Source organism: Streptomyces sp. NPDC085931 (assembly GCF_044540565.1).
GTDB lineage: Bacteria > Actinomycetota > Actinomycetes > Streptomycetales > Streptomycetaceae > Streptomyces.
This window is the reverse complement of the sequence record NZ_JBITSK010000011.1, coordinates 42,608-66,634: the sequence shown is the minus strand read 5'-3', so window position 1 is coordinate 66,634 and position 24,027 is coordinate 42,608. Positions and strand designations below refer to the sequence as shown.

The 24,027-nt window shown below is 75.1% G+C and carries 12 protein-coding genes; 8 read left to right on the top strand and 4 right to left on the bottom strand.

Annotation, left to right across the window (positions count from 1 at the left end; all coding sequences use genetic code 11):
* Window positions 1-86 precede the first annotated feature (86 nt).
* The 4 genes from ACIGAN_RS23340 to ACIGAN_RS23325 all read right to left on the bottom strand — a co-directional run bounded on the left by ACIGAN_RS23340 (window position 87) and on the right by ACIGAN_RS23325 (window position 6,547).
* A complete protein-coding gene (locus ACIGAN_RS23340; RefSeq protein WP_399860168.1) occupies window positions 87-707 on the bottom strand; it encodes a hypothetical protein in 621 nt (206 codons plus the stop codon).
* A gap of 290 nt (window positions 708-997) precedes the next feature.
* Entirely contained in the window at window positions 998-2,104 is a 1,107-nt protein-coding gene (gene prfB, locus ACIGAN_RS23335) for a peptide chain release factor 2 (RefSeq protein WP_365086523.1), read from the bottom strand.
* Between the two features lie 1,363 nt (window positions 2,105-3,467).
* Window positions 3,468-4,715 (bottom strand): serine/threonine-protein kinase, encoded by a 1,248-nt coding sequence (locus ACIGAN_RS23330; RefSeq protein ID WP_399860165.1) that lies wholly within the window; start codon window positions 4,713-4,715, stop codon window positions 3,468-3,470.
* Between the two features lie 122 nt (window positions 4,716-4,837).
* On the bottom strand, window positions 4,838-6,547 hold the full coding sequence (locus ACIGAN_RS23325) for a serine/threonine-protein kinase (RefSeq protein ID WP_399860163.1): 1,710 nt from the start codon (window positions 6,545-6,547) through the stop codon (window positions 4,838-4,840).
* 362 nt (window positions 6,548-6,909) lie between these two features.
* Here ACIGAN_RS23325 and ACIGAN_RS23320 point away from each other — a divergent pair, with 362 nt between their 5' ends.
* The 8 genes from ACIGAN_RS23320 (at window position 6,910) to ACIGAN_RS23285 (ending at window position 23,985) form a co-directional block, all read left to right on the top strand.
* The gene (locus tag ACIGAN_RS23320) at window positions 6,910-11,247 is read left to right on the top strand and encodes an FHA domain-containing protein (protein ID WP_399860161.1); all 4,338 of its coding nucleotides are present in this window, start codon (window positions 6,910-6,912) and stop codon (window positions 11,245-11,247) included.
* Window positions 11,248-11,443: 196 nt separating this feature from the next.
* Window positions 11,444-12,859: an ABC transporter substrate-binding protein gene (locus ACIGAN_RS23315; protein ID WP_399860158.1), complete on the top strand. Its 1,416-nt coding sequence runs from the start codon at window positions 11,444-11,446 to the stop codon at window positions 12,857-12,859.
* Window positions 12,860-12,863: 4 nt separating this feature from the next.
* Window positions 12,864-14,210, top strand: coding sequence for a carbohydrate ABC transporter permease (locus ACIGAN_RS23310; protein WP_399860155.1), 1,347 nt, complete (start codon window positions 12,864-12,866; stop codon window positions 14,208-14,210).
* Window positions 14,207-15,121, top strand: coding sequence for a carbohydrate ABC transporter permease (locus tag ACIGAN_RS23305; RefSeq protein WP_399860153.1), 915 nt, complete (start codon window positions 14,207-14,209; stop codon window positions 15,119-15,121). Before ACIGAN_RS23310 ends, ACIGAN_RS23305 begins: the two co-directional genes overlap by 4 nt.
* A gap of 142 nt (window positions 15,122-15,263) precedes the next feature.
* Window positions 15,264-17,531 (top strand): bifunctional glycosyltransferase/CDP-glycerol:glycerophosphate glycerophosphotransferase, encoded by a 2,268-nt coding sequence (locus ACIGAN_RS23300; protein WP_399860150.1) that lies wholly within the window; start codon window positions 15,264-15,266, stop codon window positions 17,529-17,531.
* A gap of 168 nt (window positions 17,532-17,699) precedes the next feature.
* The gene (locus ACIGAN_RS23295; RefSeq protein WP_399860147.1) at window positions 17,700-19,898 is read left to right on the top strand and encodes a bifunctional glycosyltransferase/CDP-glycerol:glycerophosphate glycerophosphotransferase; all 2,199 of its coding nucleotides are present in this window, start codon (window positions 17,700-17,702) and stop codon (window positions 19,896-19,898) included.
* A gap of 8 nt (window positions 19,899-19,906) precedes the next feature.
* The gene (locus tag ACIGAN_RS23290) at window positions 19,907-22,147 is read left to right on the top strand and encodes a bifunctional glycosyltransferase/CDP-glycerol:glycerophosphate glycerophosphotransferase (protein WP_365739112.1); all 2,241 of its coding nucleotides are present in this window, start codon (window positions 19,907-19,909) and stop codon (window positions 22,145-22,147) included.
* Entirely contained in the window at window positions 22,144-23,985 is a 1,842-nt protein-coding gene (locus ACIGAN_RS23285) for a hypothetical protein (protein ID WP_399860144.1), read from the top strand. Before ACIGAN_RS23290 ends, ACIGAN_RS23285 begins: the two co-directional genes overlap by 4 nt.
* The last annotated feature ends 42 nt before the right edge of the window (window positions 23,986-24,027 follow it).

The following is a 24,027-nucleotide window of genomic DNA, read 5'->3' as shown; positions in this document are numbered from 1 at the left end:
CCCTGTCGTTACGGCACGGCGAAGGGCCCGGAGCGTGCTCCGGGCCCTTCGCGCTGTGCGCACGGTCCGTGCGGGCGCGGCTACCGTCAGGCGGCGGCGCCGCCCCGGCCGCCCATCAGGCGCGGCAGGACGCGGAAGCCGACACCGCCGGCGATCATCGTGGCGGCGCCGAGCACCAGGAAGGTGGTCTGCGCGGCACCCGTCTCGGCGAGCTCGGGGCCGCCGGCCTGGGCCTGCGGGGCCGGGGTGTTGTCCGAGCCGGTGTCGGTGAGGGCCGACGAGCCCTGCTCCTGGGTGGAGGCACCACCGTCGGGGTCGGCGTTGTTGCCGCCGCCGTTGCCCCCGCCGCCACCGTTGCCGTTCCCGCCACCGTTGCCGTTGCCGTTCCCGTTGCCGTTCCCGTTGCCCGGGTCGCTCGGCTCGTCCGTCGGGTCCTCGGTCGGTTCGGTGGGCTCGTCCGTGGGCTCGGCCGGGGGCTCCTCGGTCGACGGCGGGTCGGTCGGGAGGTTCGTGGGGACGCCGGTCGGCTCCTCCGTCGGCGTGGGCGTCGGCGTCGGGACCGGCGACTCCTCGGCGCACAGGATGCCGAGCAGGCAGTCCTCGGCCTCGGCGGCGGATGCGGCACCGGCGGCGGTCAGCGAGGCACCGGCGGCGATCACGGCGCCGGCCGCTATCCGCGCGACGCGGATCCGCGTCTTCTTCGTCATGTGGTTGCTACCCCCAGTAGCTCATCGTCATTAGGCAGCGTTCGGGGCTGTGCTCGACGGGGACGGCTGCGGTGAAGGGCCCCCCGGTTCACATGCGCCCCAGAGACACGCATGCCGCGCTTCACCCTTCCCACTTTTCAAAGACACGTCAAGGCCGTTTGCGGGCGCCATGTCCAACTACGGGGGCTATGCCGGGAGTCTGAGCTCGTGAGTGTGATGTAAAACCCAGACATGCGGGTACGGAAAAGGCAACTGCCGCCTGGGGGGCGGCAGTTGCCTTGTCGACAAACTTACTTCTCCTGCTGCTTGCGCCAGCGAATTCCGGCCTCGAGGAAACCGTCGATCTCGCCGTTGAACACGGCCTCGGGGTTGCCGACCTCGAAGTCGGTGCGCAGGTCCTTCACCATCTGGTAGGGGTGCAGGACGTAGGAACGCATCTGGTTGCCCCAGGAGTTGCCACCGTCGCCCTTGAGGGCGTCCATCTTGGCCTGCTCCTCCTGACGGCGCCGCTCCAGCAGCTTGGCCTGGAGGACGTTCATCGCCGTGGCCTTGTTCTGGATCTGCGAGCGCTCGTTCTGGCAGGAGACGACGATGCCGGTGGGGAGGTGGGTGATGCGCACCGCGGAGTCCGTGGTGTTCACGCCCTGGCCGCCGGGGCCCGAGGAGCGGTACACGTCGATCCGCAGCTCGGACTCGTCGATGTCGACGTGGTCGGACTGCTCGACCACGGGCAGCACCTCGACGCCCGCGAAGGACGTCTGCCGGCGGCCCTGGTTGTCGAAGGGCGAGATGCGCACGAGCCGGTGCGTGCCCTGCTCGACGGAGAGGGTGCCGTAGGCGTAGGGCGCCTGGACGGCGAAGGTGGTCGACTTGATGCCGGCCTCCTCCGCGTACGAGGTCTCGATCAGCTCCGTCTTGTAGCCGCGCTGCTCGGCCCAGCGCAGGTACATCCGCTGGAGCTTCTCGGCGAAGTCGGCGGCGTCGACGCCACCGGCCTCGGCGCGGATGTTCACCAGGGCCTCGCGGGAGTCGTACTCGCCGGACAGGAGGGTACGGACCTCCATCTCGTCCAGCGCCTTCTTCACCGCCGCGAGCTCGGACTCGGCCTCGGCGCGCGTGTCCGGGTCGTCCTCCTCCTCGGCCATCTCGAAGAGGACGCTCAGGTCGTCGATGCGACCGCGCAGGGCCTCGGCCTTGCGCACCTCCGCCTGGAGGTGGGACAGCTTGCTGGTGATCTTCTGCGCCTCATCGGGGTTGTCCCACAGGGACGGCGCGGCCGCCTGCTCCTCGAGCACGGCGATGTCTGCCCTCATCTTGTCGAGGTCCAGAACGGCCTCGATCGACTCCATGGTCGAGGAGAGGGACTTGAGCTCTTCGGATACGTCGACGACTGCCACGCCCTCCAGCGTAACGGCTCCGCCCACCGACCATGCCCGCACGCCCACCGCGCCCGGCCCACCCCGGCGGAGCCGGGCCACCCCGACAGGTCATGAATCCCAGGACCGGGACGCCCTCGCCGAGGCCGGACACCCGGGCCGGTCCGGGGGGCGGGCGGCCCCCGCCGACTCCGGACAACCCGGCCGGCTTCCGGGGAGCGGGTGGCCTTCGCCGGCTCCGGACAGCCCGGCCGGTTTCCGGGGAGCGGGAGACCCCCGTCGACGCCGGACACCCCGGCCGACCCGGGGAGCGGGCGGCCCCCGCCGGCTCCGGAGAGCCCGGCTGGTCCGGAGAGCGGGTGGCTCCCGCCGGCTCCGGACTGCCCGGCTGGTCCGGAGAGCGGGTGGCCTTCGCCGACTCCGGACACAGCCCGGCCGGCCCCGAGAGCAGGCGGGGGCCGTCCGCTTCCCGGCCCCCGCCTGCTCTCCGGGCCGGTCGGGAGAGCGGGACGCCCCCGCCGACGCCGGACACCTCGGCTGGTCCGGCGGCCGGGACGGAGCCACTGGGGCCTGCGGCGCGGTAGGCAGCGGTCCGGGCAAAGCCGCGCTCTTGCCCCCTGGGCCCAGGACGTCAGGTCCTGGAGGCACCCCAGCGGTTCGGGCGGAACACCGGCAGGCTGCGGCCGGCCCTCCGGGGGGGGGACCCGAGCGGCCCGGCCGGAGCGCCCGCGCCCTGCAGTCGGGTCCGGGACCCCGCGCCCTGGCGGTGGGCGGCAGCCGCCCGGGGGCGAGAGGCCAGCGGCGACGCCGGGCGCCCGGCCGGTCCGGCCGTCGGGGCGGAGCGCCGGGAGGCTGTGGCCCCCGGCCGTCACACCCTGGCAGCGCCCGGCGGCCGCCCAGGAGGCACCCCGGTCGGTCCGGCCACCGGGACCTGCGGCGCGGCACCCGGGCGGTCCGGGTGGAGCGCCCGGAGGCTGCAGCCGGGCCTCCGGGTGTCACGCCCTGGGGGCAGCCGAACGGCCCGGGCGGAGTGCCCGGGCCCTGCAGTCGGCTTCGGGGCCCCGCGCCCTGGCGGTGGGCGGCGGCCGCCGGGGGCGGGAGGTGCGCGGCGACGCCGGGCGCCCGGTCGGTCCGGCCGTCGGGGCGGAGCGCCGGGAGGCTGTGGCCGCCGGCCGTCTCGCCCTGGTAGCGCCCAGGGGGCACCCCGGTCGGTCCGGCCACCGGGACCTGCGGGGCGCCACCCGGGCGGTCCGGGTGGCGCGCCCGGGGGCTGCGGCCGGCCTCTGGGTGTCACGCCCTGGGGGCAGCCGGGCGGTCCGGGTGGAGCGCACCGGCCCGTGCCGGGGGCCACGGGGCGTCACGCCCCGGCGAGCCCGGCCGGTGTTCAGGGGGACTGCGGGGCCGAGTTCTTCGTGTCCTGGGACGGGGGGGTCGAGTCCTCGTCCGAGGAGGAGAGCCAGGCTCCTACGCCGACCGCTGCCGCCAGGGCCACCGCGCCCGCGCCCAGGGCCACCCTGCGGCGGCGGGCGACCGCGCGGTTGCGGGCCGAGCCGGGGCGGGGGGCGCCGGGGGCGCGGGGCGCCCGGGCCGTGCCGTGGGCACCGCCGGCCAGCTCGTCGGGGGCCGGGACGCGCATCGACGTGTGGGTGTCCCGGTTGGAGTCGGCCGGTTTCGCGCCCGGAACCAGGGGGACCGCGCCCCGCCGCCGGACCTGCCGGCCGGCCGGGACCGGCCCGGCGGGCCGTTCCTCGCGGTCGGACTCCTCCACGGCCTCCGTGTCCGGCTCGTCCACCTCCAGCGGCGGCATGCCCGCCAGTATCGGCAGCAGCTCCCGCAGCCGCGTCCCGAGCTCGGAGGCGCGCAGCCGGGAGGCCGGGGCCTTGGCGAGGCACTGTACGAGCAGCTGCCACAGCTCGTCGGGGATGCCGGGCAGCGGGACGACCGTCTCCGTGACGTGCCGGCGCAGGACCGCGCCCGGGTGGCCGCCGCCGAACGGGGTGAAGCCCGCGAGCAGCTCGTAGAGGACGGTGGCGAGCGCGTAGATGTCGACGGACGCGCGCGGGGGCAGGCCCTCGACGATCTCGGGGGCGAGATAGTCCGGCGTGCCGATGATCTTCGTGGCCTTGGTGCGGCGCGGGGTGTCGATGAGCTTCGCGACGCCGAAGTCGGTGAGCAGCGCCCGGTGGGAGCCGCCGGGGCCGAGCGGGCCCTGCATGTCCAGCAGGACGTTCTCCGGCTTGACGTCCCGGTGCACGACCCCGGCGGCGTGGGCCGCCGCGAGTCCGTCGGCGATGTCGGCGGCGATCGCGACGGCCGCCTCGGGGGCGAGACGGCGGTCCCGGTCCAGCCGGGTGCGCAGGTCCGTGCCGCGGACGAGGTCCATGACGAGGGCCAGGTCGTTGCCGTCGACGACCAGGTCGCGCACGGACACCACGTGCGGGTGCTCCAGGCCGAGCAGGGCCGTGCGCTCCTGCACGAAGCGCCCGACGAGTTCCTGGTCGGACGCGAGGTCCTCGCGCAGCAGCTTGATGGCGACGGGGCCTTCCGGTCCCTCGCCCAGCCACACCGTGCCGGCGCTGCCCCGCCCGAGGATCTGGTGGGCGGTGTACCGGCTGCCGATCTTCCGTGCCAAGGCTGCTCCTACCGACGCGTGTTGTCGCTAAAACTACGCGTCCGAGGGACCAACCTTCACCGCGGAGGCGGAAATCACCCGCCAGGTGTCGACAAATCACCAACCCCGCAGGGTGGTTCGGGTCAGTTCGTGCCCGAACCGCTCCCGCCGAGCTTCTCGAACCAGCCGGTCACGGTGGAGAACCAGTCGGTGAGCTGGTCCCAGTAGCCCTTGGTGGTGCCGATCCAGTCCTGGAGCGGGCTGAGCTCCCAGACCAGCCAGCCGGCGACGAACAGGATGACGATCGTGAACAGGCAGCCCTTGAGGCAGCCCAGGCCGGGGATGCGCATCGGGTTGGCGCTGCGCTGGCGCGGCTGCCGGGGCTCGCGCTGGGGCCGCTGCGGCTGCTGCGGCTGGGCCGGGGGCGCCGGCGGAGCGTAGCGCTGCGGCGGCTGGGGCCGCTGAGGCTGCTGCGGCTGCGGGGCGTACTGCTGGGGCTGCTGCTGTTGCTGCGGGTAGCCGTAGCCGGGGCCCGGCGGGGGCGCCTGGCGGCGCGGGGGCTGCTGCTGCGGCCGGGCGACCTGGCGCTGCGGGCGGCGGCGCAGCGGGTCCTCGTTCGAGTCGAGGTACTGCACCTGCGTCTGCTCGTTGCGGTCGCGGGCCGCGCGCAGCTGGTTCTGCCAGGGGTGCGGGTCCTCGGGGCCGCCCTGCTGGTTCTGCTGCCCGGGGTGACCGGGGGCGCCCGGCGGGACCGGCGGCATCACGGCGGTCGGGTCGGCCGCGCCCCGGTGGGGCAGGACGGCGGTGGGGTCGGCGGCACCGGCCGGGCCGCCGGTGTGCGGCAGGACACTCGTCGCGGCGTTCGGGTCGTAGGCGCCCGCGCCCTGCGGCAGGACCTGCGTCGGGTCGGCCGCGCCGGGCGTGTCCGGCACCGGCGCGGGGGCCGGGTCGGGCGCCAGGAGCGCGCCGACGCCCTCGGCGGCGGCGATCTGCGCGGAGTTCGCGTGCACGCCGATGCCCTCGGCGACGACGCGCAGGCCACGGGCGAGGTTGACGGCGCTGGGCCGCTCGTCCGGGTTCTTGCGCAGGCAGCGCTCGATGACCGTCCACAGCGGGTCGGGGACCGTGGAGGGACGGCGCGGCTCGGCGCTCAGGTGCTGGTGCAGCACCTCCAGGGCGGAGCCGCCGGCGAACGGCGGACGGCCGGTGACCAGCTCGTACAGCAGGATGCCGGCGCCGTAGATGTCCACGGCGGAGGTCTGCGGGCGGCCCTCGGCGGACTCGGGGGCGACGTACGCGGGCGTGCCGACGAACTCCTGGGTGCGGGTCAGCCCCGGGGAGTCGGCGAGGCGGGCGATGCCGAAGTCGGTCAGCAGCGGGTGCATCCGCCCGTCGTACTGCTTCAGCAGCACGTTGGCCGGCTTGAGGTCGCGGTGGACGACCCCGTCGGCGTGGCTGGCGGCGAGCGCGTCGGCGATCTGGGCGGTGAGCAGCGCCGCCGCGACGGGTGTGAAGGGCCCGTTCTCGCGCAGGTAGCGGTGCAGGTCGGGGCCGTCGACGAGGTCCATGACCAGCGCCAGCAGCTCGCCCTCGACGACCAGGTCGCGGACCCGGACGATGTTCGGGTGGGTCAGCCGGAGCAGGACCGAGCGCTCCCGGAGGAACCGCATGACGATGTCCGGGTCACCGGCCAGCTCCTCCTTGAGGACCTTGATGGCGACGGTCTCGCCGGGCTGTCCCGGCACGGCCGCCTCGGCGCCCGCCGTCTCGCGCTGGCGGGCTCGCCAGACGGTGCCCGTGGCGCCGCGTCCGAGCGGCTCCTCGAGCAGGTACTTGCTGCCTACCGGCCGCACGTCATGCGCTCCCTGGTGCTTGCCTTGCCTGCTGGCCTGTCCGACCCACTGTAGTGCCGGGTCGCCGAGGACCGGAGTGTCGTCTTTCTGTGCGTCTTACGTATCCGCACTCCTACGTGTTCGAACGGAAGACGCTCACCCCGGTCGTGTGGTTGCCGGGAACGGACGTGACCGATCTCAAGGCGATGCCTGCGGGTCATTTCTCAGGCACTTTTGCGGGCAGAGCCGACCAATCAAGATCACCTTTTCCGGAGCGAGGGGCGCGGTGTCAGTGGCAGGTGCGAGGATGCCTGCAGTACTGGCCGACGTGCCGGGGCGGGGCGGGGGGCTCCGCGCCCGGGCAGAAGGGACCGCTGACGGCGATGCAGATCCGGCTGACCGTCGTAGATCCGCTGGGCGCATCGGCTCCGGGGCGGGAGAGCGCCCCACGCAGCGACGTCCTGGTCACGGCACCGGCCGGTACGGCGCTCGCGGCGGTGGCCTCGGCGCTCGCCCAGGTGGTCTCCGGGGGCGACGGTTCGGGCACGCCCGTGCTGTACGCCGGGGAGCAGCGGCTCGACGCGCAGCGCTGCACGCTCGGCGAGCCGCCGCTGACCGACGGTGCCGTGCTGTCCGTGGGCGCGCCCGGGGAGCCGGAGCCGCACCCCGAGTGGGACGACGCCCCGGCCCAGCTGCAGGTGGTCGCGGGCCCCGACGCCGGCGGTGTCCACCTGCTGCACGGCGGCGAGATCCGCATCGGCCGCTCCGCCGACGCCGACGTGCCCCTCGACGACCCGGACGTCTCCCGGCTGCACTGCGCGGTGACGGTGGCCGCGGACGGCCGCGTCTCGGTCGCGGACCTGGACTCCACGAACGGCACGACGCTGGACGGGGCGCGGGTGGGACGCCGGGCGGTCCCCCTCGCGCCCGGGGCGCTGCTGCGGATCGGCGAGTCGGCCCTGCGGCTGGCTCCCGCCGGAGGGCCGGGGGGCCGGGTGGAGACGACGCCGGACGGGGAGGGACACGTGCGCGTGCCCGGACCCGTGCCCGAGCCCGCCGGGGACGAGCCGCCTTCCCCCGCGCGGCCCTCCGGCCCCGCGCACCACGCGTACGGCACGGCGGCCTGGGGCACGCCGGGAACCTCCGGGCACGGTCCGGGAGAGGCCGTGGTGCCCGGGCAGGGCGGCGCGCCGCGCGCCGAGAGCGGGAACCAGCCGCCCGCGGAGGGAGCGCGACCGGGGGCTTCCGGGCTGCTTCCCCCGGAAGGCAGCCTCCGGGCGCCCCGGCAGCGGGGTGCGGCGCCGTCTGGGGGCGGTGACACGGACACGCACGCGGGGCGTTCCGGGGTGCGCGCCTTCGGCGGAACGACCCCGGACGGCACCTCTGCGCAAGCCGGGGCTGCGGTCGGGGCCGGACGCGGTCCGGCCGGGGCGTACGGGGCGGAACCCGGTCCGGCCGGGGCTGCGGACGGGGCCGGGCATCCCGGTGCCGGACCTGCCGACGGTGTGGGGCGTCCGCCCGCCGGGGCCGCCGACGAGACCGGTCGGCCTGGCAGCGGGGCCTTCGACGACACCGGCCGGTCCCGCACGGGGGCCTTCGACGACACCGGCCGGTCCCGCACCGGGGCCCTTGACGGCACCGGGTGGCCTCGTGGCGGAGTCGCGGACGGTTCTGGTCACGGCACGGCCCGGCCCGACGCGGCCGCCGCCGGGCGCGACTCCCGCGGGGCCGCCGTCCCCGCCTCCCCCGCCCCACCTGCCGCCCCCGGCGTTTCCGCCGCATCCACCGCATCCACCGCATCCACCGGCGCCGCCGTCCCCGCTGACGAGCGCGTCGGACGGGGCCGCAAGGGCACTCCTCTGCGCGGCACCGACGTGCCGCCCGGCACGCGTCGGCGGGGCGGGCTCGGAGCATGGGCCCGGCGGTGGGCCGGAGGGCGTACGGAGCAGCCCGCGGAACCGCACGGGACGTACGACGAGGACGAGCCGGCCGGGACGCCCCCGGTGGAGCGTCCGGCGGCGGGCCCGGCCGTGCCCGAGACCTGGCCGGACCCGGCCGCACTGCTGCTGACGGCCCTGGGGCCCGGGCCCCGGCTGTGGGAGCGCGGGCCGGACCACCCCGAGGCACTCGCCGTGCGGCTCGGCACGGCGGACCGGGCGGCGCCGGACGGCTCGGGCCTGCTGCCGGCCGTGCCGGTGACGGCCGGGCTGCGTGAGGTCGGGGCGCTGGGACTGGCCGGGCCGCGGGCGCGGCTGTCCGGGCTGGCCCGCGCCGTGCTGGCCCAGCTCGCCGCGCTGCACTCCCCCGACACCCTGGAGATCGTCCTGATCACGGCGGACCGCTCCCGCCCTCTGGAGGAGCGCACCGCCGAGTGGTCCTGGCTGGGCTGGCTGCCCCATGTCCGCCCGGGGCACGGGCAGGACTGCCGCCTCCTCCTGGCGCACGACCGCGAACAGGCCGCGGCCCGCACGGACGAGTTGCTGCGCCGCCTGGACGACCAGCTGGCTGAGGAGGGGGCGGGCCCGGCCCCGGTGGGGGGTGGGCTGATCCCCGGCGCCCGGAGCGCCGGCGCCCACGCCGCCCGGTCCGGCGGGCCGAGTGCCTCCACGTTCCGCGCCCATGGAGCCGACGGCCCGGGCGACCGCGCCGCAGGCTCGGGCGGACCGGTGCCCGGCGCGCGGGTCCCGGACGACGCCCGGTATGCCGACGGCTCCGGCGTCCCGGCCGCCCCCGCCCACGGAACCACCGCCCCGGACGCCCACACCCGGGGTGCGGACACACCGCTGCCCGACACACGCACCCCCGCCGCCCAGACCCACGGCACCGCCGACTCCCGGCACCACACCCCGGGCACACCCACCCCCGGCGCACGCACCCCCCGCACCCCCGCCGCCCAGACCCACGGCACCGCCGACTCCCGGCACCACACCCCGGGCACACCCACCCCCGGCGGCCGCCACCCCGCCGACACCGGCAGCCACCCCGGCGGCACCGGCACCCCCGTCCTCCACGCCCCGGCGGCCCCCGCCGCCACCCCCGCCGGCCCCCGGGGTGAACACCCGGCGCCGCCCCACCCCCGGCGTCCGTCCTGGGCGCAGGGCGACCTCGACGCCGTCGGGGGGAACGGCTTCCCGGGGCCGTACACCGTCCTCGTCGTCGACGGCGACCCCGGCGGAGCCGGTCTGCGGGAAGCCGTGGCGCGGCTGGCCGTGGAGGGGCCGCGGGCCGGGATCCACGTGATCTGCCTGGCCGAGACCGCCGCCGCCTCGCCCGCCTCCCCCGTGAGCGACACCTACGAGGCGGCCTGCTCCGTCGCGCCCACCTTCCGGCAGTGCGGCGCGGTCGCGCTGCTCAGCGGGGACGTGGCGACCGCGCTGCGGCTGCTGCGCGTGGCCCGGGCCGGCGCGGACGGCGCGGCCCCGGGTCCCGTCGGGCACGGCACCGTCGCCACCGTCGACGCCGTCTCCCCGGCCTGGGCCGAGCGGTTCGCGCGGGCGCTGGCCCCGCTGCGGACGGACGGCGCGGCGAGCGACCGGCAGCCGCGCGTCTCCGCACCGCTGCCGCAGGCGGCCCGGCTGCTGGACGAGCTGGGCCTGGCCCGGGCCACCCCGGCCTCGCTGATGGCCCGCTGGGCGGACGCGGCCGACGACACCGACGCGCTGGGCGGCCGGGTGCGCGCGGTGCTCGGCGCCGGCCCGCGCGGCCCGGTCGGCGTGGACCTCGCGGCCCAGGGACCGCATCTGCTGATCGAGGGCCCGCCGGGCAGCGGCCGTACGGAGCTGCTGCGGGCGGTCGTGGCGTCCCTGGCCGCCGCCGAGCGGCCGGACCGGCTCGGCATCGTGCTGGTCGACGGCCGGGGCGGCCCGGGCGCGGGCGGCGGTCCGGGCGAGGGCCTGCGGGTGTGCACGGACGTCCCGCACGTGTCCACGTATCTGACGGCGCACGACCCGGTGCGCATGCGGGAGTTCGCGCAGTCGCTGAGCGCCGAGCTGAAGCGCCGATCCGAGCTGCTCGGGCGCAGCGACTTCGCCGAGTGGCACACGGGACGTGAGCTGGCGGGCCGCATGGTCGCCCAGCGCACGGCCGCGGCCCGCGGCGCCCAGCCGGGCGAGGCGGCCGCCGGCGCCGCCGACCTGGACAGCGCCTCCAGCTCCACGCTGCGGCTGCGGCCCGGCGGAGCCCGGCGGCAGACGGAGGCGGCGGCGCCTCCGCTCCCCCGGCTCGTGGTGGTCGTGGACGACCTGGACGCCCTGGTCTCCCCCGCCCTCGGCTCGACGGGCCGCCCCGCCGCCGGGTCGGTGATGCGCGCCCTGGAGGCCGTGGCCCGGGAGGGCGAGCGGCTCGGCGTGCACCTGGTGGCGGCCACCGGCCCGTGCCCCCGGACGGCGGAGACGGAACCGGCCCGCCGGGCCACCCTGCGGGTCACGCTGGACGCCCCGGCCACGGGCCCCGACGAGCCCGCGCCCGGCCGCGGCAGCCTCACCGCGGCGGACGGGCGGGTCACGCCGTTCCAGGGCGGGCGGGTCACCGGCCGGATCCCCCGGACGGCGACGCTGCGCCCCACGGTCGTGGCGCTGGAATGGCACCGCATGGGTGACCCTCCGGCCCGGCGTCCGGTGCGGGAACTCGGAAACGGCCCGACCGACCTGGCACTGTTGGCCAGCGCGCTGGAAAGGGCGGCGCGGGAGGTCGCGGCGGCGCGGGTGCCGTCCCTTCTGTGACGGGGACGGCCGTCTCCGTGACGGGGACGGCCGTCGGCCCCGCCCGGCGACGCGGGGCCGCGCCCCTGGTCACGAGGGGGTCACGATCCCCCGCTTGACACGCGACGCCATCTTGCCGCCCCCGCACACCCGGGCGTAGACCAGATCGCACGGGAGCGCGCTCGACGTTCGACGAGGAACGAAGAACGGGGCAGTCATGCGCATGACGAGCAGCACCATCCGGAACCGCTGGTCGCCCGAGCGGGACACGGCGACCCCCCGAAGCCGCAGAGCCACCAGGGCCGCGGCGGCCGTCGCCGCGGGAGCGCTCGCGCTCTCGCTCACCGCCTGCGGAGGCGACGACGGCAACGACAGCAGTGGAGACACGGGCACCTCCGAGGAGACCGCCAACAGCGTCACCCTTCCCAAGCTGAACGGGACGAGCCTGGAGATCGCCGCCGTCTGGACCGGTACCGAGCAGGCCAACTTCAAGAAGGTCCTGGCGGAGTTCGAGAAGCGCACGGGCGCCAAGGTCACGTTCGTGCCGGCCCAGGACCCGATCATCAACTTCATCGGCTCCAAGGTGGCCGGCGGGCAGCCGCCGGACATCGCGATGCTGCCGCAGCCGGGCGCCATCAAGCAGGCCGTGGACCGCGGCTGGGCCAAGCCGCTCGGGGCCGACGCCCAGAAGGAACTCGGCGAGAACTACTCGCAGGGCTGGCAGGACATCGGCAAGGTCGGCGGCAAGCAGTACGGCGTCTACTACAAGGCCGCCAACAAGTCCCTGATCTGGTACAACAACCAGGTCTTCGAGAACGCCGGGGCGAGCGAGCCCGAGACCTGGCCGGACCTGCTGAACACGGCCCAGACGGTCTACGACTCCGGCGTCACCCCGTTCTCCGTCGGCGGCGCCGAGGGCTGGACGCTCACCGACTGGTTCGAGAACGTCTACCTCTCCCAGGCCGGCCCGGAGAAGTACGACCAGCTGGCCAAGCACGAGATCAAGTGGACGGACCCGTCCGTGAAGGACGCGCTGACCACCCTCGCGCAGGTCTGGGGCAAGCCGGACTACATCGCGGGCGGGGCGAACGGGGCCTTGCAGACGGACTTCCCGGCCTCCGTCACGCAGGTGTTCACCGGCGGGGACCAGCCCAAGGCGGCCATGGTCGCGGCGGGTGACTTCGCGCAGGTCAACATCCCCTCCTCGATGAAGGTCGGCACGGACGCGAAGGTGTTCCCGTTCCCGGCGGTCGGGGACAACGGGCCGGTGGTCTCGGCCGGTGACGCGGCCGTGATCCTGGAGGACTCGAAGGGGGCGCAGGCTCTGGCCACCTGGCTCGCCTCGCCGGACGCGGCGACGATCCAGGCCGAGCTGGGCGGCTACCTCTCGCCGAACAAGAACGTGGAGAACTCCGCGTATCCGAACTCGGTGCAGCAGAAGATCGCCAAGGCGCTCATCGACGCCGGTGACGACTTCCGCTTCGACATGTCCGACCAGGCCCCGCAGGCCTTCGGCGGCACGCCCGGCAAGGGCGAGTGGAAGATCCTCCAGGACTTCCTGAAGAACCCGAAGGACGTGGCGGGCACGCAGGCGAAGCTGGAGTCCGAAGCGGCCGCGGCGTACGGGAACTGACGTCATGACGTCGGCCACGGCGGCAGGGGGCGTCACGCCCCCTGCCGCTCCCAAGTCGCGCAAGAGTGTGACCGGCACCCGCAGGATGGTCGCGGCACTGTTCCTGCTGCCTGCGCTCGTCCTGCTCGGCGCGCTCGTGGTGTACCCGATCGGGTACTCGGTGGTCCGCAGCTTCTACGACCAGTCCGGCGACGGCTTCGCCGGTGTCGACAACTACAAGGCCCTGTTCACCGACGAGGGCATCCGCACCGCCCTGAAGAACAACGTCTTCTGGGTGGTGTTCGCGCCGACGGTCGCCACGGCCCTCGGTCTGATCTTCGCGGTGCTGACCGAACGGGTGCGCTGGGGCACGGCGTTCAAGCTGGTCGTCTTCATGCCGATGGCGATCTCGATGCTGGCCGCGGGCATCATCTTCCGCCTGGTGTACGACCAGGACCCGGACAAGGGCGTGGCGAACGCGGTGTGGGTGGGCGTGCACGACACGTTCGCCCAGTCGTCGGCGTTCCCCAAGGCCCACCCGGGCCGCGAGTCGCCGCTGGAGCCGGTCGGCGGCGGTGCGTTCATCACCAAGTCACCCGTGCGCGCGGGCGAGGCGGTCTCGCTGCCGCTGGTGGGCGTGGCGCCGGACCTGATGCCGGACGACGCGAAGCCGGCGGCGGCGCCGAAGCCCGAGCCGGACAAGGTCACCGGCACGGCCTGGCAGGACTTCACGCGCGGCAAGGGCGTCGGCACCCTCAACAGCGTCGACGCCTCCGAACTGGGCTACGCCGGGATGCGGATCGAGGCCGTGAAGGACGGCCGGGTCGTGGCCTCCACCACGGCCGGCGACGACGGCACCTTCACGCTGCCCGCCTCGGCCGACGGGGCGCAACTCAGGCTCCCGGACAGCAACTTCAAGGAGCCCTACAACGGCCTGGACTGGCTCGGCCCGTCCCTGGTCACCCCGTCCATCATCGGCGCGTACATCTGGATGTGGGCGGGCTTCGCGATGGTGCTGATCGCGGCCGGGCTCGCGGGCGTGCCCCGGGAGCTGCTGGAGGCCGCCCGGGTCGACGGCGCGACGGAGTGGCAGGTGTTCAGACGGGTCACGGTGCCGCTGCTGGCGCCGGTCCTCGCAGTCGTCACCGTCACGCTGATGATCAACGTGCTGAAGATCTTCGACCTGGTGTTCATCATCGCCCCCGGCTCCGCGCAGGACGACGCGAACGTGCTCGCGCTGGAGCTGTACCGCAAGGGCTTCTCCGAGGACCAGCCGGGCATCGCCAGCGCCATCTCGGTGTTCCTGCTGCTGCTCGTGATCCCGGTGATGTGGTTCAACGTCCGGCGGCTGAGGCGGGAGGTGCGGCGATGAGCGCGGACGCGGGCGTTCGGTCCGGCGAGGCGGCGCGGCCCACCGGCCCGGCCGAGGCGAAGCACTCGCTGGCGTCCCGGCTGGTCGAGGGGGTCAGCGGCGGACTGCTGCGGGTGTTCCTCATCGTGGTCGGCCTGTTCTGGCTGGTGCCGACGATCGGTCTGCTGCTGGCCAGTCTCCGCTCGCCGGAGGACATCGCGGCCAGCGGCTGGTGGAAGGTGTTCACCGAGCCGGCGCAGATCACCTTCGACAGCTACGCCAAGCTGCTGGAGAACGACGACATCACCAGCAGCCTGCTGAACACGGTGTGGATCACCGTGCCGGCGACCCTGCTGGTGGTGATCATCGGCTCGCTGGCGGGCTACGCCTTCGCCTGGATGGAGTTCCCGGGCCGTGACTGGTGGTTCCTGGGCGTGGTCGGCCTGCTGGTCGTGCCCGTGCAGGTCGCGCTGATCCCGATCGCCGAACTCTTCGGCAAGATCGGCATCTTCGGCTCGGTGATCGGCGTGGTCCTCTTCCACGTCGGCTTCGGCCTGCCGTTCGCGGTGTTCCTGCTGCGGAACTTCTTCGCAGAGATCCCCCGGGAGCTGCTGGAGGCGGCGCGGCTGGACGGGGCGGGCGAACTGCGCCTGTTCTTCCGTGTCGTGATGCCGCTGGGCGGTCCGGCGATCGCCTCGCTGGGCATCTTCCAGTTCCTGTGGGTGTGGAACGACATGCTGGTCGCGCTGATCTTCTCGGACTCCGGGAGCCAGCCGATCACGGTCGCACTCCAGACGCAGGTACGGCAGTTCGGCAACAACATCGACGTGCTGGCGCCCGGCGCGTTCATCTCGATGGTGGTCCCGCTGGCCGTCTTCTTCGCGTTCCAGCGGCAGTTCGTCTCCGGCGTGATGGCCGGCGCGGTCAAATAGCGCCCAGCGCAAGGTGGTTGGAGGGGCGGGCCGGGTGCGGTCCGCCCCTTCGGCGTTCCCCCGGATGCCGTAGCCGCCGTAACCAACCGGCCCCACCGGCCGTTCCCGGGCCGAACGCCCGCGCCGACCGATGGATGGCCTCTTGCCCAGGTTCAGTGTCATTGTCCCCGCGTACCAGGTTCAGGCGTACCTGCACGAGTGCCTCGAATCGGTGCTCTCCCAGTCCTGTCCCGATCTGGAACTGATCGTCGTCGACGACGCCTCGCCGGACGCGTGCGGCGCCATCATCGACGAGTTCGCCGCCCGCGACGCGCGCGTGCTCCCCGTCCACCTGCCCCAGAACGTCGGCCTGGGCCGCGCCAGAAACGCCGGCGTGGCCCGCGCGAGCGGCGACTACCTGCTGTTCCTCGACAGCGACGACACCCTCACGCCCGACGCGCTGCGCGCCGTCGCCGACCGGCTGAAGGAGACGGGCGATCCGGACGTCCTGGTCTTCGACTACGCGCGCACCTACTGGACGGGCGAGGCGGTCCGCAACCAGGCGGCGCTGCAGCTGACCGAGCAGGGCCCGGCCCCGTTCCGCCTGGAGGACCGGCCGGGCCTGCTGCGGCTGCTGATGGTCGCCTGGAACAAGGCCTACCGGCGGGAGTTCGTCGAGAAGCAGGGCTTCGCCTTCCCGCCCGGCCTGTACGAGGACACGCCGTGGACGTACCCGGTGCTGATGACCGCGGAGTCGATCGCGACGCTGGACCGGGTCTGCGTGCACTACCGGCAGCGGCGCCTGGGCAGCATCCTGCGCACCACCAGCGAGCGGCACTTCGACGTCTTCGACCAGTACGACCGGGTGTTCGCGTTCCTGGAGGAGCGCCCGGAACTGGCGCAGTGGCGGCCGGTGTTGTTCCGCCGCATGGTCCACCACCTGGCGATCGTGTACTCCCGGCGGGACCGGCTGCCGAAGGGCTCGCGGGCGGACTTCCTGCGCCGGGCCCGCGCCCACTACCGGCGCTACCGCACCCCGGGCGTCCCCGTCCCGCTGCGGGCCCGGGTGCAGCACGTCCTGATCCGCTTCGGCCTGCACCGCACCTACCGGACGCTCCAGCTGGCGTCGGCCCTGCACCGCCGCCTCGCCCGGCGGACGGGCAAGCTGCTGCGGGGCGTGCGCGGGGCCGTCCTGCGCACCCACTACCGCGTGCAGCGCTGTCTGCCGCTGCGCGCCGACCGGGCCGTCTTCGCCGCCGACGACGGGCGCGGGCACGGCGGCGACCCGGGCGCGCTGGAGAGCGCGTTCCGCGAGCTCGCGCCGCACATCCGCACGGCGTGGATCGCCCGCCCGGAGCACCACCACACGATCCCGCCCGGCCCGCGCCGCCTGGTCCCCGGCACGGCCGCCTACTGGACGGCGCTCGCCCGCTCCCGGTACCTGGTGAGCAACACCGACTTCGACCCCGGCCTGGCCAAGCGCCGGGGCCAGATCCTGATCCAGACGGGGCAGGGCACCCCGCTGGGCCACATCGGCCTGGACCTCCAGGAGCGCCCGGCGGCCGCCCGGGGCCGGGACTTCGCCGGGCTGCTGCGGGACGTCGACCAGTGGGACTACGTGCTGTCCGCCAACCGCCACACCACCCTGACCCATGAGCGCGTCCACCCCGGCCGCTACACCACGCTGGAGTACGGCCACCCCCGCAACGACGTGTTCCTGACCGCCGGCCCGGCGGACGTGACCCGGCTGCGCGCCTCCCTCGGCATCCCGGAGGGCACGGTGGCGATCCTGTACGCGCCGACCCACCGCGACTACCGGCGTTCCCCGTACCGCAGCCTGGACCTGCAGCGGATCGCGCGCCGCCTCGGCCCGCGCTTCGTCGTCCTGGCCCGCGGCCACCACGCCTACGACGCCCCGCTGACCACCACCTGCGGCCGGGTCGTCGACGTCAGCGACCACCCGAGCGTCCAGTCGCTCTGCCTGGCCTCCGACGCCCTGGTCACGGACTACTCCTCGCTGATGTTCGACTACGCCTGCCTGGACCGGCCGATCGTGATCCACGCCGACGACTGGGAGGCGTACCAGGCGGCCCGCGGCACCTACTTCGACCTGCGTGCCTTCCCGCCCGGGGCGATCGCGCGCGGCGAGGACGAGCTGATCGACATCTTCGCCACCGGCCACTGGCGCGGCTCCCGGTCGGCGCAGCTGCGCTCGGCGTTCCGCGAGCGGTTCTGCACCTGGGACGACGGCCGGGCCGCCGAGCGGGTCGTCCGCCGGGTCGTCCTCGGCGAGACGGAGCTGCCGCCGGTGGTGCCGCTCGGCGAGCGCCGCCCGGTGCCGTCGGCGGCGTCCGCGCTGGCGCGTGAGCCGCTCGCCACCGTGCCGCACCCGGCCGGCGCGCCCGCGGCCGCCCTCACCGACCTCCTGTGACCACGGTTCTCACCCCGGGGAGTCCCATGCCCTCCAGCCCGTCGCGGCCGACACCCAGCCGTCCGCCCTCCTGCCGCCCGTCCGGGCGGCCGGGCCGCCCGCGCGCGGCCTGAGCCGGCCGGCGGCCCCGCAGCCCTCCGCCCGCAACACCCCGACAGAAAGAGCAGAATGCCCCGCTTCAGCATCGTCGTCCCGTCCCATGGCGTCGCCGGCCGGCTGTCCCAGGCGCTGGACTCGGTCCTCGCCCAGTCGTTCGGCGACTTCGAGCTGATCCCGGTGTGCGACGCGCCCGACGCGCCGGCCGCGGACGTCGTCGCCGGGTACGCCGAGCGGGACTCCCGGGTGACGCCGGTGCACTCGCCGCCATCGGCCGGTCTGGCCGGGGCGCGCAACACCGGGCTGCGGGCGGCGGTCGGCGGCCATGTGCTGTTCCTCGACGGCGACGACCTCCTGGTCCCGGGGGCGCTGGCGGCGCTGGACGCCCGGCTGGGCGAGACCGGCGAGGTGGACGTGCTGTACTTCGAGCACGAGCGCGCCCCCTGGTGGGAGGGCGAGCCGGGCAACCCGGCCGCCCCCCTGCTGGCCGGAACACCGGACCGGGCGTTCGCCCCGGACGAGGCGCCGCGGCTGACAGGCGTGGCGCTCCCGGCGTGGAGCGCGGTCTACCGCCGGGCCTTCCTCGCCGAACACGGCCTGGCCTTCCCGGGCGACCACTTCACCGACGTCGGGTTCGGCGGTCTGGTCGCGCTGCGGGCGGAGCGGATGGCGGCCCTGCGCACGGTCGTCGTGCGGCACCTGCTGCGCCGGCAGGGCAACCGGCTGAACCTGCCCGGCGCGCACCACACCGAACTGCTCGACCAGGCCGAGCTGGTGCTGACCGGGGCGGCGGAACAAGGGCTGGCCGCGGGCCGGCTGGTGCCATTGTTCGAGCAGTTGTTCGCCGCCGTGCTGAAGACGGCGGCGCACCCGAGGCGGCTGCCGGCCGGGCGGCGCGCGTTCTTCCGCCGGGCGGGCGCGCTCTACCGGCGGCACCTGCCCGCCGGGTACCGGGCGCCCGGCGGCAGCCTGGGCGTCCAGCACCGGCTGCTGGCGTCCGGTGCGTACACGGCGTTCCGCGTGCTGCGCGCCGCGAACCGCAGGGCCGCGGGCGCCGCCGCGCTGCTGCCCCGCCCGCGCGGGCTGCGCACCCGCCTGCGGTACGCGGTGCAGCTGCGCCTGCCGCTCGACCGGAACCTGGTCGTGTACTGCGCGTACTGGGGCCGTGGCTACGCCTGCAACCCGGCCGCCATCCACGCCAAGGCCCGCGAACTCGCCCCGCACCTGCGGGCGGTGTTCCTGGTGGAGCGGGACGCGGTGGGCAGCATGCCGCCGGACGTGGAGTACGCGGTGATCGGCAGCCGGAAGTACTGGGAGGTGCTGGCCCGCGCCACGTACCTGGTGAACAACGCCAACTTCGCGGACGCGGTGGTCAAGCGCCCGGGCAGCGTGCACCTGCAGACGCAGCACGGCACGCCGCTGAAGAAGATGGGCGCCGACCAGTCGGCGTACCCGGTGGTGGCGGCGGCGACCGGAAGCTTCGCCAGGCTGCTGGCCCGGGTGGACCGCTGGGACTACAACCTCACCGCCAACCGTCACTCGACGCAGATGTGGGAGTCCGCGTTCCCCGGCGCCCACGAGACCCTCGAGTACGGCTATCCGCGCAACGACGTCTACTGCACCGCCTCGGGCGAGGACGTCGCCCGGGTCCGCATGGAACTCGGCGTCCCGGACGGCAAGAAGGCGCTGCTGTACGCCCCCACGCACCGCGACTACGCCACCGGCTTCGCCTCGGGCCTGGACCTGGCGGAGTTCTGCGAGGCGATCGGCGACGAGTACGTCGTCCTGCTGCGCGCCCACTACTTCTACGACCGGGGCGCCTCCCGGGGCGGCGGCCGGATCATCGACGTCACCGGGCACCGCTCCTCGGAGGACGTGTGCCTGGCGGCCGACGCGCTGATCACCGACTACTCGTCGATCATGTTCGACTACGCCAACCTGGACCGGCCGATCGTCGTGTACGCCGACGACTGGGACGTCTACCGCGAGGTCCGGGGCGTCTACTTCGACCTCATGGAGTGCCCGCCCGGCCGGGTCGCCCGAACGCCCGGGGAGCTGGCGGCCCTCTTCCGCGACGGCGGCTGGGCCGACGCGTCCGCCACGGCGCTGCGGGCGGCGTTCCGCGAGCGGTTCTGCCAGTTCGACGACGGCCGGGCCGCGGAGCGCGTGGTGCGCCGGGTGCTGCTGGGCGAGCCGCCCGAGTCGCTTCCGCCCGTGCTGCCGCTCGCCGAGCGCGTCCCGGCCCCCGCCGCCACCCTCACAAGGAGCTGACCGAAGAAGTGCCCCGCTTCAGCATCATCGTCCCCGTCTACAACGTGCAGGGCTTCCTGCGCGAGTGTCTCGACTCGGTGCTCGGCCAGTCCTGCGGCGACTTCGAGGTGATCGCCGTGGACGACCGCTCGCCCGACGGCAGCGGCGCGATCCTCGACGAGTACGCCGCCCGCGACGACCGGGTGCGGGTGCTGCACCTGGCCGAGAACGTCGGTCTGGGCCGGGCCCGCAACGCCGGGCTCGCCGAGGCGGCCGGCGACTACGTCCTGTTCCTCGACAGCGACGACCGCTACACACCGGGTCTGCTGGCGGCCGTCGCCGCGCGCCTGGAGGCGACCGGCGACCCGGACATCCTGGTCTTCGACCACGTACGCACCCACTGGTGGGGCCGGGGCGGGCGCAGCGAGGCGGCGGACCTGCTGGCCGCCGCGGGCCTGGAGACGTTCTCGGTCCGCCGGAGCCCGCAGTACCTGAACCTGTTCCTGGTGGCCTGGAACAAGGCGTACCGGCGCGCGTTCTTCCAGGGGCACGGCCTGGAGTACGCGCCGGGCCTGTACGAGGACGCGCCGGTGACGTACCGGTCGATGGTGCTGGCGGAGCGCATCGCCTGCCTGGACCGGATCGGGGTGGAGTACCGCCAGCGCCGGCAGGGCGCGATCACCAGGACGCCGGGCCGCCGGCACTTCGAGATCTTCGCGCAGTACGAGGGTCTGTTCGCGTTCCTGGAGCAGCGGCCCGACCTCGGCTGGGCGCGGCCGCTGCTGCTGGAGCGGGCGCTGGACCACATGCTGTTCGTGCTGGCCCGCGAGGACCGGGTGCGGCCCGCCGACCGGGGTGACTTCTACCGCGAGATCCGCTCCTTCCACCGCCGGCACCTCCCGGAGGGCGGTTTCCCGGAGCCGGACGGCTGGCGCGGGCTGGAGATGCGGCTGCTGGCCTCGGCGCCCTACCCGGCCTACGCGGCGGCCCGTGGTCTGCGGGACCTGCGCGCGGCCGCCCTGGGCGGGCGGCGCCGGGTGACCCGGAAGACCGCGGAGACCGCCCTGCGCGGCTGGTACGGGGTCCAGTCGAAGCGGCCGCTCGATCCCCACCTGGCCGTCTACTCGGCGACCCACCACCGCGGGGCGACCGGCGACCCGGCCGCGATCTACCACAAGGCCCGTGAGATCGCCCCGCACATCCGGGGTGTGTGGGTGGTGCGGGAGGACGCGGTGGCGGCGCTGCCGCCGGGGGCCGAGCACGTGATCGTCGGCTCGCGCCGCTACCACGAGGTCATGGCGCGGGCCACGTACTGGGTGAACAACGTCAACTGGCCCGGCACCCTGGCCAAGCGGCCCGGCAGCGTCCACATCCAGACGCATCAGGGCACCCCGCTGAAGTACATGGGCGCCGACCTGCTGACCAAGCCGGGCGCGCGGCACGGTTTCGACGTGCCGCAGATGCTGCGCCGGGCCGACCGCTGGGACTACAGCCTGGTCGCCGGGCTCCACGCGGAGCGGGCCTGGGAGCGCGCGTACCCGTGCCACTTCACCTCGCTGCGCACCGGCAGCCCGCGCAACGACGTGCTGGTCGGGGCCGGTCCGGAGCGGGGCCGGGCGGTGCGCGAGCGGCTCGGCATCCCGGCGGACCACACGGTGGTGCTGTACGCGCCGACCCGCCGGGACTACCGCAAGGGCGGCCACGTCGACCGGTTCGACCCGGCCCGGTTCGCGGCGGACCTGGGGCCCGGGCACACCCTGGTCGTCCGGCTGCACCCGTCCCTGGCCGGGGGTGTGGCGCGCGGCCTGGGCCTGTCGGACCTGCACCGGCGGGGCGTGCTGGTGGACGCGACGGACGAGCCGCACGTCGAGGACGTGCTGCTGGCCTCGGACGTCCTGGTCACCGACTACTCCGCCCTGATGTTCGACTACGTCCTGCTGGACCGGCCGGTCGTGGTGCACGCCGACGACTGGGGCGCGTTCGCGGCCAGCCGGGGCGCGTACTTCGACATCACCGCCGACGCGCCCGGCCATGTGTCGCGCTCGTACCGGGAGCTGGCCTGGCTGTTCGCGTCCGGCACCTGGCAGGACCAGGAGGCGGCGCGGCTGCGCTCCGGTTTCCGGGAGCGGTACTGCGAGTTCGAGGACGGGCGGGCCGCCGAGCGGGTCGTGCGGCTGCTGATGCTGGGCGAGCGGGGCGAGGCGTCGCTGCCCGCGGCCCGCCGGACCGAGGGCGTTCCCGCCCGCCCCGGGGCGCTGATCGACAGATGACGACACCCACGACCCCCGAAGCCGTCCCCTCCCTGCCCGGCCAGCGGGCCGCCACGCCCCGGCCGCCGGCCGCCACCGGGTGGCCCGGACCGGCGCGCTGGTGGCACGCGGCCCTGGTCGCCCTGCCCACCGCGGCCCTGTTCGTCCTGGGGTACCGGCGCCGCTGGATCTGCGACGACGGGCTGATCTACCTGCGCCCGGTCCGGCAGATCCTGGCGGGGCACGGGCCGGTGTTCAACGTCGGGGAACGGGCGGAGAGCTCGACGGGCACCCTGTGGCAGTGGCTGCTCGCGCTGGCCGCCTGGGTCACCGGCGAGGACCCGGCGTTCCTCGCGGTGGGCCTGGGCCTGCTGCTGAGCACGGCCGGGTTCGCGCTGGCCCTGTACGCGACCTGCCGACTGCACCGGGGGGCCGGGTTCCTGCTCCCGGCCGGGGTGTTCGTACTGCTGGCCGTGCCGCCGTTCTGGTCGTACATGACCTCGGGCCTGGAGAGCGGGCTGGGCGCGTGCTGGACGGGCCTGGCGTGGTGGCTGCTCACCCGGGTCCGGCGGGGGCAGGAGGCCCGGCAGACGTACCTGACGGCGTTCGTGTTCGGGCTGGGGCCGCTGGTCCGGCCGGATCTGGCCGTGGTCACGGCGTGCTTCCTGGCGGCGCAGTGGTGGGTGCTGCGGCCGTCGAGGCGGGGCGTCGCGGCGCTACTGGCGTCGGCCGGCGCGGTGCCGCTGGCGTACGAGGTGTTCCGGGCCGGGTACTACGGGATCCTGGTGCCGCTGCCGGCCATCGCCAAGGAGGCGAGCGCCAGCGACTGGGGCCGGGGCGCCGGGTACGTGCAGGAGACGCTCGGGCCGTACTGGCTGTGGCCGGTCGTGCCCGTGCTGGGCGCGCTGGCCGTGCTGCTGGTGCGCCGCACCCGGCGGCGACGGGCGGAGCGGGCAGCGGGACGCGGCTCGCTCGCGGTGCTGCTGGCGCCGTTCGCGGCCGGTGCGCTGCTGGCCGGGTACGTCGTCCGCGTCGGCGGCGACTACATGCACGCCCGCATGATCCTGCCCGCGCTCCTGCTGCTGCTCCTGCCGGTGCTGGTGGTGCCCGCGAACCGGGTCACCGGTGCGGCGAGCGCCCTGCTGGTGGTGTGGCTGTGCGCGGCGGTCAGCCCGCTGCGGGCGCCGTTCGACGTGCGCAGCACGCCCGGCTCGTTCAATGTGCGCAGCTCCGACGTGGAGGGCCTGGGCGACCACAATCCGGTGCGCACCGCCACCTGGGTGCGCAACTGGCCGGCCCTGCCGGAGGGGCGCCGGATGCTGGCGGAGGCCGCCCGGTCGCCCCGGCCGACGCTGCTGTACTTCGACGCCGGGCGGCGGCTGCACGCCACGCCCATGCGCGCGGACTCCCCGTACCACGTGGTGATCGTGGGGCGTCACCTCGGTGTCACGGGGGCGGCGGCGCCGCTCGACGCCTACGTCAACGACGCCTGGGGGCTGGCCAGTCCGCTCGGGGCGCATCTCGCGCTGGAGCGGTGGAGCTGGCCGGGGCACGAGAAGTTCCTGCGCAACCACTGGGTCTTCGCCGAGTGGGCGGTGCGGCACCCGCCGCACCGCGACCTGCTGCGGGCCGGGGCCACCCGGGAGGCGGTGGAGGCGGCCCGGGCGGCGCTGGGCTGCGGGCGGCTCGCCGAACTCAGGGAGTCGGTGCGGGCGCCGCTCACCGCCGAGCGGTTCTGGGACAACCTCACCGGGGCCTTCGAGCGGACCCGGTTCCGGTTCGCGCGCTGGCCGGCGGCGGCGGAGACGGCGCTGTGCGACGGGCCCTCGGCAGGTGGGCGTAGCGGGCTCACCCGATGAAGTGACGCGGGGTCAGGGCGGGCGTGCGGCCGGGAAGGTTCG

What these genes read in the sequence shown, in the direction of transcription:
- ACIGAN_RS23305 (WP_399860153.1), top strand. Translation starts at nt 14,207, where the DNA reads ATGAGCGCGGACGCGGGCGTTCGGTCCGGCGAGGCGGCGCGGCCCACC.
- ACIGAN_RS23320 (WP_399860161.1), top strand. Translation starts at nt 6,910, where the DNA reads ATGCAGATCCGGCTGACCGTCGTAGATCCGCTGGGCGCATCGGCTCCG.
- ACIGAN_RS23315 (WP_399860158.1), top strand. Translation starts at nt 11,444, where the DNA reads ATGCGCATGACGAGCAGCACCATCCGGAACCGCTGGTCGCCCGAGCGG.
- ACIGAN_RS23340 (WP_399860168.1), bottom strand. Translation starts at nt 707, where the DNA reads ATGACGAAGAAGACGCGGATCCGCGTCGCGCGGATAGCGGCCGGCGCC.
- ACIGAN_RS23295 (WP_399860147.1), top strand. Translation starts at nt 17,700, where the DNA reads ATGCCCCGCTTCAGCATCGTCGTCCCGTCCCATGGCGTCGCCGGCCGG.
- ACIGAN_RS23310 (WP_399860155.1), top strand. Translation starts at nt 12,864, where the DNA reads ATGACGTCGGCCACGGCGGCAGGGGGCGTCACGCCCCCTGCCGCTCCC.
- ACIGAN_RS23285 (WP_399860144.1), top strand. Translation starts at nt 22,144, where the DNA reads ATGACGACACCCACGACCCCCGAAGCCGTCCCCTCCCTGCCCGGCCAG.